The following is a 12692-nucleotide window of genomic DNA, read 5'->3' on the forward strand; positions in this document are numbered from 1 at the left end:
CGGGTCGTTGTGGTCGCAGCCCGCGTAATCCGCGTATTGCGCGTTTTGCTCGCGGGTGGCCAGGGGGCCATCGGGCGGTACGCTCCCGGAATGTTTCCCCTGCGTTACGGCCGTTTCGCCCGGCAGGCCCCGGCGCTGCGGGCCGGTGACGCCCACGGCGCCGTCTTCGAGGCGCGATTGCCCGGCGCCCTGACCGTGCCGGCGGCGGTGCCGGCGTGACCATCCGGGTGCTGGTGGTGGAGGACGACTTCCGGGTGGCCCGGGTGCACGTCGACTTCACGCACCGGGTCGGCGGCTTCCGGGTCGTGGCCACCGCGCGGACCGGGCAGGAGGCCCGGCCGGCCGTCGCCGCGCACTCGGTCGACCTGGTCCTGCTCGACACCTACCTGCCCGACGAGTCCGGCCTCGACCTGCTGCGCGAGCTCACCGCCGACGCCATCATGCTCACCGCCGCCTCCGACGCCGCGACCGTGCGCGCCGCCTACGCCCTCGGCGCGCTGAACTACCTGGTCAAGCCGTTCACCGCCGAGCAGCTCGCCGACCGGCTCGTCGCCTACCGCAACTACCGGGCGATCGTCTCGGCCGACCGCGCCCTGAGCCAGGACGAGATCGACCGCTGCTGGCGGGTGCTGCACGACGGTGACCGCCCGGCCGCGCCCAAGGGGCAGTCGGCGGTCACCGTCCGCCTGGTCAGCGACGCGCTGCGGCAGGCCGCCGCGCCGCGCACGGCGGCCGAGGTCGCCGACGAGCTCGGCATCTCACGGGCCACCGCCCAGCGCTACCTGGCGGCGCTGGCCCGCGACGGCCTCGCCGAGGTCCGGCTGCGCTACGGCGCCACCGGCCGCCCCGAGCACCGCTACCGCTGGGCCTGAACCGCGATGCGCTCCATGGCCCCGCCCAGCTCCCGCGCGACGGCGGGGGAGAGGTGCTCGGCGTCGAGGTACAGGCTCAGCCGCAGCGTCCCCGGTGCGTCGTCGACGTGCACGAACAGCGGCTCGAACGACGGCGCGTCCTGCGCGGCCACCCACCGGAAGGCCGACTCGCCCGGCGCGATCGGCGCGTCCCGCCCGGGCCCGCGCCGGTCGTTGAAGTAGCAGCCGATCTCGATCGGCGTGCCGCGCTCCGCGCCCACCCGGGCCACCAGCCGTTCCATGCCGGCCTGGTGGAAGTAGGCGTACTTGTACGCCGCGGTCGTCACCCGCCGGGTCCGCTCCAGCAGCTCGGCGAAGCCGCACCCGGCGGCCGGGACGCTCAGCAGTCCCGCCTGGGCGAGCGTGCACACCACATCGGCCAGGCCCGGCCGGAAGCGGTTGCTGACCATCGGCCGGATCACCACCGGGTCGACGCCGGTCAGCCCGGCCAGCGCGCCCGCGAACGCGGCCAGCAGCACGGTCGAGGAGTCCAGGCCGGTGCGGGCCGCCCAGTCCCGCGCCGCGAGCCCGAGCGCCGGCGAGGTGAACTCGCCGTGCCAGTACCGCGGCGACTCGACGACGGCGGGGCGCGGGAACCTGTCGGGCGCCACGGTGCGCAGGATGCCGTCCCAGTACCGCTGGGCCGCCGCGTTGTGCCGCTGCCCGGCCGGCGAGGCCTGCCAGCGCGCCTGGGCCAGCGGCTGCAGACCGGCCACCGGCGTCTCGGTGCGGGCCGCGACCTCGGCCAGCATCGTCATCGCCCCGGCCGCGTCCATGACGAAGTGCGACACGAGCACCGCCATGTGGGTGAGCGCGCCGTCCTTGCGTACCACCGCCATCCGGACCGGCCACTCGGTGGCGAAATCGAGCTGCTTGTCCCGCCACGCCGCGCACACGTCCTCGGCGACCTGCCCCGCGTCGGCGTCGCCCGCCTCGACGATCTCCAGGTCGATCGTTCCGCTGCCGTGCACGACCTGGGTGGGCGTGCCGTCGTCGCCGATGCGTAACACCGTGCGCATCGGCTGGTAGCGGGTCATGAGGTACCGCAGCTCCGCCGCCACCTCGTCGAGCGTGGTGCCCGGCTCGAGCGGCTTGACCCCGCCCAGCGGCAGCCACGTCTTCTGCTTGACGATGGCCGACCAGTTCTCCAGCTGACCCCACGACAGCGGCCCCTCGCCCGCCCCGTCGCCCTGAAACCCGACACTGACCCGATCCGGCGCAGCAGGCATCCCGCCCACCCCTCCATCCTGTTCGACGGCAACGCAGGGCCTCCCGGCCCGCGGCATCGACGCACACGGGCTGAGGCGGCCTGCAAGACGTGGCGGGTCGCAGCAGGGCGCATCGGCGTTCGTCGTAGCCTACGGAACCCGGTTCCGCGGCACTATGCACCGGTCGTACGATTGCGCGCGCTACGCGTTGGCGTACCCGGGGATCTGGTCCCTGATCTGCTGCAGCTCGGCCTCGTCGGAGATGCCCTGGAAGTCGTGGCGGGGCGTGTAGGCGCGTTCGAGCTGGGCGATGTCGTCCGGTGTCAGTTCGAGGTCGAGCGAGGCGACGGCGTCGTCGATCTGCGCCGTCGTGTTGGCGCCGACGATCGGCGCGGTCACGACGGGCTTGCCGCGCAGCCAGGCGAGCGCGATCTGCGCCCGGCTCACGCCTCGCGCCCGCGCGATCCGGCCGACCGCGTCGATGATCGCGCGGTCGCTGTCCGCGGTGAACGGCGGGTAGAGCATGTCCGCGTAGGACCCGTCGGTCTCGGATCGGGCGGTCGACCTGGCGTCCTGCCACGGGCGGGCGAGCCGTCCGCGACCGAGGGGGCTCCAGACGATGGTGCCGACGCCCTCGTCGAGGCACAACGGGATCATCTCGCGCTCCTCCTCGCGGGCCAGCAGGTTGTAGTGGTTCTGCATCGACACGAACCGCGCCCAGCCGTGCCGGGCCTGCAGGTGCAGCGCCTTGGCGAACTCCCAGGCGTGCATCGACGAGGCGCCGAGGTATCGGACCTTGCCCGCCTTGACCAGGTCGTGCAGCGCTTCGAGCGTCTCCTCCAGCGGCGTGGCGTGATCGTTGCGGTGGATCTGGTAGAGGTCGATGTAGTCGGTGCCGAGCCGGGTGAGGCTGTGGTCGACCTCGGTCATGATCGCTTTGCGGGAGAGGCCCCTGCCGTTCGGCCCGGGCCGCATGGGATGCCGCAGCTTCGTGGCGATCACCACGTCGTCGCGGTCGGCGAAGTCCCGCAGCGCGCGCCCGAGGATCTCCTCGCTGGAACCGTAGGAATACATGTTCGCGGTGTCGAAGAAGTTGATCCCCGCCTCGATCGCGTGCTTGATCAGCGGGCGGCTGGTCTCCTCGTCGAGCGACCACACCGGGTGACCGCGCCCGGGGTCGCCGTAGGTCATCGCCCCGATCGCGATCGGAGACACGTCGAGGCCGGTGCTCCCGAGCTTGATGTACCGCATGATGCTCCCTACCCTTAACCGGAGAAGTCTCCGCATCGAACCTAACGGAGACCTCTCCGCTTAGCAAGGAGTCAGGATGATCCGCTCGGACGCCCGCGAGAACCGCGACCGCATCCTCGAGGTCGCCCGCCGCGCCCTGGAGCGGTCCGGTGACACGTCGCTCAACCAGATCGCCCAGCAGGCCGGTGTCGGGCCTGGGACGTTGTACCGCCACTTCCCCACCCGTGAGGCGCTCGTGCTCGCCGTGTACCGGCTCGACGTGGACCGGCTCATCGACTCCGTGCGCGACCGGCTCGCGCGGGCGTCTGCGCTGGAGGCGCTGCGCGGCTGGACGACGGAGCTGGTCGGGTACATGCGGATCAAGCACGGCCTCGGCGATGCCCTGAGCCCGGGCGGCCGCCAGTCGATCACCGAGCAGACCTACGGCCCCGTCATCGCCGCCATCACCGAGATGCTCGACGCGGGCAAGCGCGACGGCAGCATCCGCGCCGACGCCGACCCCGAGGACGTGCTCCTGCTGATCGGCGCGCTGTGGCGCACCGCCCCCGGCGAGGAGGACCGCTCGCCCCGGATGCTCGGCGTCATCCTCGACGGGCTCCGCGCCCGCCCATAGCGTTGTAGCGGGCCGGGTTTTGCTAGACTGGTGCGGCATGCAGGCCCCGTGTAGCCGGCCGGGTATCGGCCCGGCCATCAAGACGATGTCCCGCTCCCGGCGTGCCCGCCCCTCGTGCGGCGCCGGACCGGTCCGGGGAGCGGGCCGATGAGCGGCTACTGGACGCAACTGGCGATCGTGCTGGGCCTGATCGTGCTCAACGCGGTGTTCGCCGGCAGCGAGATCGCGCTGATCTCGCTGCGGGAAGGCCAGCTGCGCCGGCTGGAACGCCGCGGCGGCACCGGCCGGGTCCTGGCCCGGCTGGCGCGGGACCCGAACCGGTTCCTGGCCACCATCCAGATCGGCATCACCCTGGCCGGGTTCCTCGCCTCCGCCACGGCCGCCGTCGCGCTCGCCGAGCCGCTCGCGCCGCTGCTGCCGTTCCTCGGCGACGCGGCCCGCCCGGCGGCGATCGTCGCGGTCACCCTCGTGCTGACCTTCCTCACCCTGGTCTTCGGCGAGCTGGCCCCGAAACGGATCGCGATGCAGCGCGCCGAGAGCTGGGCCATGGCGGTCGCCCGGCCGCTCAACGCGCTGTCCACCGCATTCCGGCCGGTCAACTGGGCCATTGGCGTGGCCAGCGACCTGGTGGTCCGCCTCGCCGGCGCCGACCCGCGCCGCAGCCGCGACGAGATGAGCCCGGACGAGCTGCGCGACCTGGTCCAGACCCAGCGCGGGTTCAGCAGCCAGCAACGCCGCATCATCTCCGGCGCGGTCGAGATCGCCGACCGCACGCTCCGCGAGGTGCTCGTCCCCCGCCCGGCGGTGTTCGCGCTGCCCGCCGATAGCCCGGTCGCCGAGGCCGCCGCGGCGCTGGCCGCCGCCGGACATTCCCGCGCCCCGGTCACCAGCGGCGGCGACCTCGACGACACCGTCGGCGTGGTGCACTGGAGCGACCTGGTCGGCGCCGGGCACGCCACGGTGGGGCAGGCCGCGAAGCCGGCCCTGCTGCTGCCCCAGTCCCTGCCCGTCGCGCAGGCCCTCGCCCGGTTCAAGGCCGAACGGCAGCAACTCGCCCTCGTCGTCGACGAGAGCGGCGCCATCGACGGGATCGTCACGCTCGAGGACCTCATCGAGGAGGTCGTCGGCGAGATCTACGACGAGACCGACACCGACGTCCAGGCCGTGGCCCGCCGCCCGGACGGGGCGCTGCAGCTGCCGGGCGGCTTCCCGATCCACGACCTGCCGGACCTCGGCGTCGACCTGGAACGGCTGCCCGGCACCGGATATACCACCGTCGCCGGGCTGATCCTGGCCGGCCTCGGCCACCTGCCCACCCGGCCCGGCGAAGCCGTCACCGTGCAGGACTGGACCTTCACCGTCGCGCAGGTCCGCGGCCGCGCGATCACCGGCGTCACCCTGGCCAGGACACCCCCGGCCGGCAACGACCACACGGCCGCCGAGTGGGAGCCGTCGACCGGCGTCGAACACGCCGGACGTTGACAGCGGATGCCTGGTTCGGCGTACCCTCGGGAAACCGGAATTGCCGTCCGGATCTGCGGCGGTGCCTGGAGGTGGATGTGAGCTCTTCGGCGCGGGCCTCCCGCCCGTTGCGGGCGGACGCGCAGCGCAACCGGGACGCTCTGCTCGCGGCGGCCGCGGAGATGTTCCGCACGCGGGGCCCCGAGGTGTCGATGCTGGAGATCGCCGAGGCCGCCGGGGTCGGCGTCGGCACGCTCTACCGGCATTTCCCGCAGCGCGAGTCGCTGGTGATGGCGGTGTACCACGAAAGCCTCACGGCCATGTGCGACGAGGCCGTCCAGTTGCTCGCCGACCACCCCGCCGACGAGGCGATCGAGGTGTGGCTGCGGCGCATGGTGGAGCACGTGCGGGCCAACCGCGCGCTCAAGCTCGTCATCATGCAGTCGCCGGCGCTCGTCGGCTGGTCGCGCTCGGATCCCGTCCCGCCGCTGTTCGCGGAGGCTGATGCCCTGCTCGTCGCCACGATGTCGCAGCTGCTGGACGCCGCGGCGCGGCGGCGGCGCATCGGGGAGCGGGCCGAGCCCCGCGACCTGCTGCGCACGGCGAGCGCCCTGACGCAGATCGACGCCGGGCCGGATGAGGCCGCGCGGATCATCGGCCTGCTCGTCGACGGGCTGCGCCACCGCCGCCCTTGCTAAGCGGACGGATCGTCCGTATGGTAACCGGACGGGGATTCCGATTGCCGTCGCTTCGTGCGGGGTAAACGGACGGACCGTCCGATTGCTGCAACGGAAGGGGAACTGCGGTGCACTACCGCTCGCTCGGCCGCACGGGGATTCAGGTCAGCGCGTATGCGCTGGGCGCCATGAACTTCGGCACGATGGCCAACGCCGACCACGACGACGCGATCCGGATCATCCATCGGGCGCTCGAGGCCGGCATCAACTGCATCGACACCGCCGACGTGTACTCCCACGGCGAGTCCGAGGAGATTCTCGCCAAGGCGCTGCGGGGCCGCCGCGACGACGTCGTGCTCGCGACGAAGTTCTCCAACCCCATGGGCCAGGCCCCCAACCAGCGCGGCGGCTCCCGGCGGTACATCATGAAGGCGGTCGAGGACTCGCTGCGCCGGCTGGACACCGACTACATCGACCTGTATCAGTACCACCGGCCCGACGTCGAGACCGACATGGACGAGACGCTGTCGGCGCTCACCGACCTCGTGCGGGCCGGCAAGGTGCGGGCCATCGGCACCTCGAGGCAGCCCGCCACGGACATCGTCGAGGCGCAGTGGCTCGCCGAGCGGCGCGGTTTCGAGCGGATCCGCTGCGAGCAGCCGCCGTACTCGATCCTGAACCGGATCATCGAGCGCGACGTGCTGCCCGTCGCCCAGAAGTACGGCATGGGCACCATCGTCTTCAGCCCGCTCGCCCAGGGCATGCTCACCGGCCGGCTGCGCAAGGGACAGCGCTCGGAGCTGACCCGCAGCGGCCCGTACTTCGAGCACTTCCGCGACGAGCGCCGCCTCGACGCCGTCGAGCAGCTGATCGCGCTCGCGGAGCAGGCCGGCCTGTCGCTGACCCACCTGGCGATGGCGTTCGCGGTCGCCCACCCCGGCGTGACCTCGGCGATCATCGGCCCCCGCACCATGGAGCAGCTCGACGACCTGCTCGCCGGCGCCGGGACCGTGCTCAGCGACGAGATCCTCGACCGCATCGACGAGATCGTCCCGCCCGGCACCGACCTCGGCGAGCTCCAGATGGCCTGGATCCCGCCCGCCGTCACGACGCCGGCCCTGCGCCGCCGCCCGGCCACCGAACGCCCGGCCGCATAGGGCGTCAGCCGACGGCGGGGGACGGTTGCGGGGTGAGGCCGGCGGCGTCGAGGCGCCGGCGGGCCTCGGCGAACACGTCGGCGGGCAGCGGACCGCGGCGGGCGGCGCGGACGTTGTCGCGGACGTGGTCCGGGTCGGCGGTGCCGACGATGACGGTGGTGACGCCGGGCGCGGTGATCGCGTAGCGCAGCAGGAAGCCCTGCTCGGTGTCGCCGTCGCGCAGCCCCTCCAGGCCGGAGCCGGCCCACGTCACCGGGCGGCCGTCGGCGGTCTGCTTCGCGCGCTTGCCGGCCTGGGCCACGCCGCCGCGCACGATGATGCCGAAGCCCCGCCGGCCGGCCAGCTCGATCCGGGTCTCCAGCCCGCGTTCCAGCGCGGAGAACGGTACCTGAAACGCCGAGAAATCGCCGATCTCCAGGTGGTCGTCGACGTGCGGCAGCGTCGAGGAGACGCCGAAGGCCCGGATCTTGCCCTCGTCCCGCAGCGCGGTCAAGGTCTCCACGACGCCGTCGCGGCGCAGCGTCGACAGGGACGGGCTGATGTGCAGCTGCAGCAGATCGAGGCGGTCGGTCCGCAGGCGGCGCAGACTCTGCTCGACCCCGGCCCGGATGTTGCCCGCCGAGTAGTCGTGGGCGAGGGGCCCGGCCGGCGCGTCCGGGAGGTGCTCCAGCGGGCAGCCCGCCTTGGAGGCCAGGATGTACTCGTCGCGGCGGGCGCCGATGTGCCGGCCGATACGCTCCTCGCTGAGCCCGTAGTCGATCGACGTGTCGATGAAGGTGACGCCCTCGTCCAGCACCGTGCGCAGCACGTCGGCCACGACCGCCTCGTCCAGCGGGCGGGGGTTGCGGTGCGGGGTCCCGCGCAGCTCCATCGCGCCGAAGCCCAGCACGGTCACCTCGGGACCCTCCCGGCCGAGCCGGCGGCGCTGCAGATCACTCATGCCCGTCACGATCGACCCGCGGGGCCGGGCGAGCAACCACGGGCCGCTACGCGGACCGTTCAGCAAAACTTGGCAATGAAGGCAGACTGCACGGTTCGCGTATCCGATCGCGCTGTTTCGCACCGGCGGACCGGCCGATGCTGGCGCCATGACCGAACTCAAGGAATCCGCACTCGGCCTCGACATCGTCCCGCTCGCCGGGTACATCGGCGCCGAGATCCACGGCGTCGACCTCCGCGACCCGCTCGAGCCCGCCGTCGTCGACGAGATCCGCGACGCGCTGCACCGGCACAAGGTGGTGTTCTTCCGTGACCAGGCGATCGGCCACGGCGAACAGATCGCGTTCGCCCGGCTGTTCGGCAAGGTGACCCCCGCCCACCCGCACGAGGACAACCCGCCCGAGGGCTTCCCGCAGATCCTGCCGATCGACAGCCGGCGGTACGAGGAGAACCTCGGCCGCAAGCGCACCTCCTACGACAACAGCTGGCACACCGACGTCACCGCCCTGCACAACCCGCCCGCGGCCTCGATCCTGCGCGCGCACATCCTGCCGCCCTACGGCGGCGACACCACGTGGACGAACCTCGTGGCCGCCTACGAGAACCTGCCGAAGGACCTGCGCGACTTCGCCGACCGGCTGGACGTCAAGCACCAGTTCAACTCCCGGGCGATCGCCGGCAGCCAGCGCGATCGCAAGGTGCGCGAGGCGAACCTGGTCGCCTACCACCCGGCGGTGCGGGTGCACCCGGTCACCGGCGAGCGGGCGCTGTTCGTCAGCCCCGGCTTCACCCGCGGGGCGCGGGAGATCCGCGGCTTCAGCCCGTCGCAGAGCGAGCGCATCCTCAAGCTGCTGTGGGAGGAGGCCACCCGCATCGAGTACACGGTCAGGTTCCGCTGGGCGCCGGGCAGCATCGCCTTCTGGGACAACCGCGCCACCGCGCACCTGGCCATCGCCGACGCCGGGCACCTGGGCCACGACCGGGTCCTCTACCGCGTCACGCTCGAGGGCGACGTGCCCAAGGGCGTCGACGGCCGCGAGTCGGAGCTGGTCTCCGGCGAGCCGTTCTACGGCTCATGACCGCGCTGTCCGACGCCCGGGTGCTGGACATCCACACGCACTGGCGCCCGCCCGGCTGGGTGGGCGCGGCGCCGCTGCAGCCGGGCGAGCCCGACCCGCGCGAGGACCTCGACGCCCTGGCGACGGAGAGCGCCGCGGCCGGCGTCGACCTGCGCGCGCTCAGCGCGCCGGTCGAGTCGCTGTTCGGCCCGGCCGGCGAGGTGGCGACCGCCGACGTCAACGCGGTCAACGAGCACCTGGCCGGCGCGTTGCGGGACCGCCCCGGGTTCCTTGGCCTGGCCACCGTGGACGCCTACGCCGGCGACCGCGGCGCCGAGCAGGCCCGGTACGCCGTGCAGGACCTGGGCCTGCACGGCATCGTCCTGGACTCGTCGCGGCATGGGCGGTACCCCGGCTCACCCGAGGCGCTGCCGGCGCTGCAGGAGGCCGAGCGGCTCCGGGTGCCGGTCTTCGTCCACCCGGTGCAGGACCCCCAGTCCGATGCCCTGCGCGCGGCCGCCGGCCGGCCGGGCAACTCGGCCGGCCGCGGACTGCAGAACGCGGTGGCGTTCCTGTCCGCCCTGGAGGCGGACCTGCCCGCCCGGCTGCCCAGCCTGCACCTGGTCTTCACCGCGCTCGGCCACGGCGGGCTGCTCTACGCCGTCGACCGGCTGGCGGAGTACGGCGGCCGGCCGAACCTGTACTTCGACACGATGCGGTTCAGCCCGCCGCTGCTGCGGTACCTCGGCGAGACCCTCGGCGCCGAGCGGATCATCGTCGGCAGTGACTGGCCGATCCACCGCGACGCGGTCCGGCCGCACATCGACGCGGCGCTGACCGCGGCCGGCTTCGACCCGGCGCAGCAGGACCTCATCAGGATCGGGAACGCTCGCCGGCTGTTCGGGCCGCGGGTGTGAAGCGGTCGTGGAAGGAGCGCGGCGCGGCGGCGTTGACGACGTGGTCGCCGATCAGCCGCGGCTTGTAGACGACCGGGTTGTGCGAGGCGAGGGTGCGCGCGTTGCGCCAGTGCCGGTCGAGGGCGGCCCCCTCGCGGACGGCCGACGCGCCGCCCGCGTTGAAGATCCGGGTACCGGCGTCGAGCACCGCCTCGATGATGGTCACCTGGGCGGCCGACACGTCGACGAAGGCGCGGGCGTAGGCGGCGTCCGCGTCCTCGAGTCCGGCCTCCGCCAGCCGGTTGGCCCGCTCGAGGCCGGTCGCGGCCTGGATCAGCAGCGCGTCGGCGGTGCGGGAGTGCCGGTAGAGCTCACCGACCACGGCGAGCACCTCGGGGTCGGTCGTAGCGCGCTCGGACAGCGCGTGCAGCCCGGTGCGCACCCGGGAACGCACCAGCTCGGCGGCGTCGTCGACCAGGTTGCGGGCGATGCCGGCGAGGTTGGCCAGGTGTACCAGCTGGGTGAACGCCTGGATCGAGCGCAGCTGCCGCTCGCCGCGCCCGAGGTCGCCGCCGGCGCAGACCGGGACGGCGTCGAAGCGGGTCGTGCCGCTGCCGGTGAGCCGCTGCCCGATCCCGTCCCAGTCGTCGGCGTGGGTCACGCCCGGATGCCGCGCGTCGACCACGGCGAAGGTCGTGCCGCCATCGGCGGTGCGGGCGGCGACCCGGATGTAGTCCGCGTAGAGCGAGCCGGTCGAGTAGTACTTGACCCCGGAGATCACCGGGCGGCCGCCGGCCTCGTGCAGCGTGGTGGTGGGCCGGAAGTCGGGGCTGTCGGCGGCCGCCTCCGACTGGGCGTTGCCGAAGATCGCGCCGGCGGCGATGCGCCGCAGCCACTCGGCGGCCTGCGCCGGCGACGGCGAGTGCCGCAGGATCTCCACGGTGGTGAAGTGCCCGCGCAGGATCTGCGGCACGTTCGCGTCCGCCCGCCCGGCCTCGGCGAGCAGCTCGACGAGGGTGGGCAGGTCCACGCCGAAGCCGCCGTGCCCGGCGGGCACCCGCAGCCGGCCGAAGCCGGCCGCGGCGAGGTCGCGGATCTCGGCGGTCAGGGGCTCGCCGGTGCGGCTGCGCTCGGCGGTCCGGGCGGCGAGGGTGGCGAAGACGCAGCGCATTTCCGGCAACGCCCCGTCGGGGAGGCTCATGCGGCGGCCCGCGGGTCGCGCAGGCCCAGCCGTTCGCGGATGGTGGAGCCGTCGTAGGCGCGCGGGAACGCGCCGGCGTCCTGCAGCAGCGGGATGACCTCGCGGTTGAACTCGGCGATGCCGTCGGGCAGCACCGGGATGTGGATGTTGTACCCGTCCACGGCGCCCTCGCTCCACCACTCCAGGATGGTGTCGGCGACCTCCTTGGGCGTGCCGATCGCGAGCCGGTGGCCGCCCTCGACCCGGCGGACCAGCTGGCGCGGGGTGATCGGCTCGGCGGCGGCCAGCTCGGCGAACGACCGGACGAACCCGACCGGCCGGCGCTGGTCCTCGGTGTAGCTGAACAGCCGCGGGTCCAGCGGCCGGTCCGGGTCGATGCTCTCCGCGCTGATGTCGAACAGCGCCGTGCGCTTGAGGAAGTCGGCGATCAGCCCGTCCTCGCCGGTGTGGCCGTGCAGGGCCTCGTGCTTGCGGTAGGCCTCCTCGCGGGTGGCGCCGACGATCGCGGTGATGCCGGGCATGAGCCGGATCTCGTCCGGGTCGCGGCCGTGGGCGACGGCCCGCTCGCGCAGCCGGGCCTTGTAGTCGAACGCGGCCTGCTTGTGCAGCAGCGACGCGTACACGATGTCGGCGTGCTTGGCGGCTAGGTCGACCCCGGCGTCGGAGGCGCCCGCCTGCGAGATCACCGGATGCCCCTGCGGGCCGATCGGCACGTTGAGCGGGCCGGCGACGGTGAAGAACTCGCCGCGGTGGTCGATCGGGCGGGCGGTGCCGTCGTCCCACAGCGGCCCGGCGGGCGGCTCGCCGGTCGGCGGGTCCCAGCTCAGCCAGAGCCGCTTGACCACCTCGAGGAACTCGTCGGCCCGCCGGTAGCGCTCCGCGCGAGGAGGCAGCGGCGCCGAGCCGAAGTTCGCGGCGATGTCGGGGTTGAAGCTCGACACCACGTTCCAGATGACCCGGCCGCCCGAGATGTGATCGAGGGTGGCGAGCCGGCGGGCCAGGTTGTAGGGGGAGTTGTACGTCGACGACGCGGTCAGCAGGAAGCCGATGTCGGCCACCGCGGCCGCGATCGCGGCGAAGAGCACCGTCGGGTCGAAGCTGTGCAGCGGCCGGGAGGTGTTGTCCCGCTGCAGCGCCGGATGGTCGGACACGAAGACGATGTCGAAGACGCCCTCGTGCGCCAGCCGGGCCGAGCGCAGGTAATGCTCCCAGTCGCTGAACCGGCCCCAGTCCGTCCCCGGCCAGGCGAAGGACCGGCCGGCCGAGCCGGTGCTGTTGACCGCGACGCTGAGGAAGAGGCGGCGTTGGTTCGTCATGGCT

The 12692-nt window shown here is 73.3% G+C and carries 13 protein-coding genes; 8 read left to right on the forward strand and 5 right to left on the reverse strand.

Features of this window, described 5'->3' with window-relative positions:
* Positions 1-90 precede the first annotated feature (90 nt).
* Together ACQPXD_RS24675 and ACQPXD_RS24680 are read left to right on the forward strand one after the other, a co-directional pair.
* Positions 91-219 (forward strand): hypothetical protein, encoded by a 129-nt coding sequence (locus ACQPXD_RS24675; protein WP_432842411.1) that lies wholly within the window; start codon positions 91-93, stop codon positions 217-219.
* On the forward strand, positions 216-872 hold the full coding sequence (locus ACQPXD_RS24680) for a response regulator (RefSeq protein ID WP_432842413.1): 657 nt from the start codon (positions 216-218) through the stop codon (positions 870-872). Before ACQPXD_RS24675 ends, ACQPXD_RS24680 begins: the two co-directional genes overlap by 4 nt.
* Here the strand turns inward: ACQPXD_RS24680 and ACQPXD_RS24685 are convergent.
* Positions 857-2140: a condensation domain-containing protein gene (locus tag ACQPXD_RS24685; RefSeq protein ID WP_432842414.1), complete on the reverse strand. Its 1284-nt coding sequence runs from the start codon at positions 2138-2140 to the stop codon at positions 857-859. The two genes, ACQPXD_RS24680 and ACQPXD_RS24685, sit on opposite strands and share 16 nt — an antisense overlap.
* 180 nt (positions 2141-2320) lie before the next feature.
* Positions 2321-3370 (reverse strand): aldo/keto reductase, encoded by a 1050-nt coding sequence (locus tag ACQPXD_RS24690; protein WP_432842415.1) that lies wholly within the window; start codon positions 3368-3370, stop codon positions 2321-2323.
* A 76-nt stretch (positions 3371-3446) separates the two neighbouring features.
* Here ACQPXD_RS24690 and ACQPXD_RS24695 point away from each other — a divergent pair, with 76 nt between their 5' ends.
* The 4 genes from ACQPXD_RS24695 (at position 3447) to ACQPXD_RS24710 (ending at position 7278) form a co-directional block, all read left to right on the forward strand.
* Positions 3447-3983 (forward strand): TetR/AcrR family transcriptional regulator, encoded by a 537-nt coding sequence (locus ACQPXD_RS24695; protein WP_432842417.1) that lies wholly within the window; start codon positions 3447-3449, stop codon positions 3981-3983.
* Between the two features lie 147 nt (positions 3984-4130).
* A complete protein-coding gene (locus ACQPXD_RS24700; RefSeq protein WP_432842419.1) occupies positions 4131-5465 on the forward strand; it encodes a hemolysin family protein in 1335 nt (444 codons plus the stop codon).
* A 77-nt stretch (positions 5466-5542) separates the two neighbouring features.
* On the forward strand, positions 5543-6142 hold the full coding sequence (locus ACQPXD_RS24705; RefSeq protein WP_432842421.1) for a TetR/AcrR family transcriptional regulator: 600 nt from the start codon (positions 5543-5545) through the stop codon (positions 6140-6142).
* A 107-nt stretch (positions 6143-6249) separates the two neighbouring features.
* Positions 6250-7278, forward strand: coding sequence for an aldo/keto reductase (locus ACQPXD_RS24710; protein WP_432842423.1), 1029 nt, complete (start codon positions 6250-6252; stop codon positions 7276-7278).
* A gap of 4 nt (positions 7279-7282) precedes the next feature.
* Here ACQPXD_RS24710 and ACQPXD_RS24715 read toward each other — a convergent pair whose 3' ends face one another.
* A complete protein-coding gene (locus ACQPXD_RS24715; RefSeq protein WP_432842425.1) occupies positions 7283-8218 on the reverse strand; it encodes an aldo/keto reductase in 936 nt (311 codons plus the stop codon).
* 148 nt (positions 8219-8366) lie between these two features.
* Between ACQPXD_RS24715 and ACQPXD_RS24720 the strand changes: the two genes are divergently transcribed.
* Complete coding sequence (locus tag ACQPXD_RS24720; protein WP_432842427.1) at positions 8367-9296, forward strand: TauD/TfdA dioxygenase family protein; 930 nt, start codon at positions 8367-8369, stop codon at positions 9294-9296.
* Positions 9293-10192, forward strand: a complete 900-nt coding sequence (locus tag ACQPXD_RS24725; RefSeq protein ID WP_432842429.1) for an amidohydrolase family protein — start codon at positions 9293-9295, stop codon at positions 10190-10192. Before ACQPXD_RS24720 ends, ACQPXD_RS24725 begins: the two co-directional genes overlap by 4 nt.
* Here ACQPXD_RS24725 and ACQPXD_RS24730 read toward each other — a convergent pair.
* Positions 10149-11372, reverse strand: a complete 1224-nt coding sequence (locus tag ACQPXD_RS24730) for an acyl-CoA dehydrogenase family protein (RefSeq protein ID WP_432842431.1) — start codon at positions 11370-11372, stop codon at positions 10149-10151. The two genes, ACQPXD_RS24725 and ACQPXD_RS24730, sit on opposite strands and share 44 nt — an antisense overlap.
* Positions 11369-12688 carry an NtaA/DmoA family FMN-dependent monooxygenase gene (locus ACQPXD_RS24735; protein WP_432842433.1) on the reverse strand — a complete coding sequence of 440 codons (1320 nt, stop codon included), beginning with the start codon at positions 12686-12688 and terminating at the stop codon, positions 11369-11371. The genes ACQPXD_RS24730 and ACQPXD_RS24735 overlap by 4 nt, the downstream gene beginning before the upstream one ends.
* Between the last annotated feature and the right edge of the window lie 4 nt (positions 12689-12692).

The sequence above is a fragment of the Dactylosporangium sp. CA-092794 genome, from assembly GCF_050948465.1.
In the GTDB taxonomy this organism is placed as follows: Bacteria; Actinomycetota; Actinomycetes; order Mycobacteriales; family Micromonosporaceae; genus Dactylosporangium.

Coding starts and splice junctions, on each gene's coding strand:
- ACQPXD_RS24715 (WP_432842425.1), bottom strand. CDS start 8,218: ATGAGTGATCTGCAGCGCCGCCGGCTCGGCCGGGAGGGTCCCGAGGTG.
- ACQPXD_RS24695 (WP_432842417.1), top strand. CDS start 3,447: ATGATCCGCTCGGACGCCCGCGAGAACCGCGACCGCATCCTCGAGGTC.
- ACQPXD_RS24730 (WP_432842431.1), bottom strand. CDS start 11,372: ATGAGCCTCCCCGACGGGGCGTTGCCGGAAATGCGCTGCGTCTTCGCC.
- ACQPXD_RS24735 (WP_432842433.1), bottom strand. CDS start 12,688: ATGACGAACCAACGCCGCCTCTTCCTCAGCGTCGCGGTCAACAGCACC.
- ACQPXD_RS24675 (WP_432842411.1), top strand. CDS start 91: ATGTTTCCCCTGCGTTACGGCCGTTTCGCCCGGCAGGCCCCGGCGCTG.
- ACQPXD_RS24700 (WP_432842419.1), top strand. CDS start 4,131: ATGAGCGGCTACTGGACGCAACTGGCGATCGTGCTGGGCCTGATCGTG.
- ACQPXD_RS24690 (WP_432842415.1), bottom strand. CDS start 3,370: ATGCGGTACATCAAGCTCGGGAGCACCGGCCTCGACGTGTCTCCGATC.
- ACQPXD_RS24685 (WP_432842414.1), bottom strand. CDS start 2,140: ATGCCTGCTGCGCCGGATCGGGTCAGTGTCGGGTTTCAGGGCGACGGG.
- ACQPXD_RS24720 (WP_432842427.1), top strand. CDS start 8,367: ATGACCGAACTCAAGGAATCCGCACTCGGCCTCGACATCGTCCCGCTC.
- ACQPXD_RS24725 (WP_432842429.1), top strand. CDS start 9,293: ATGACCGCGCTGTCCGACGCCCGGGTGCTGGACATCCACACGCACTGG.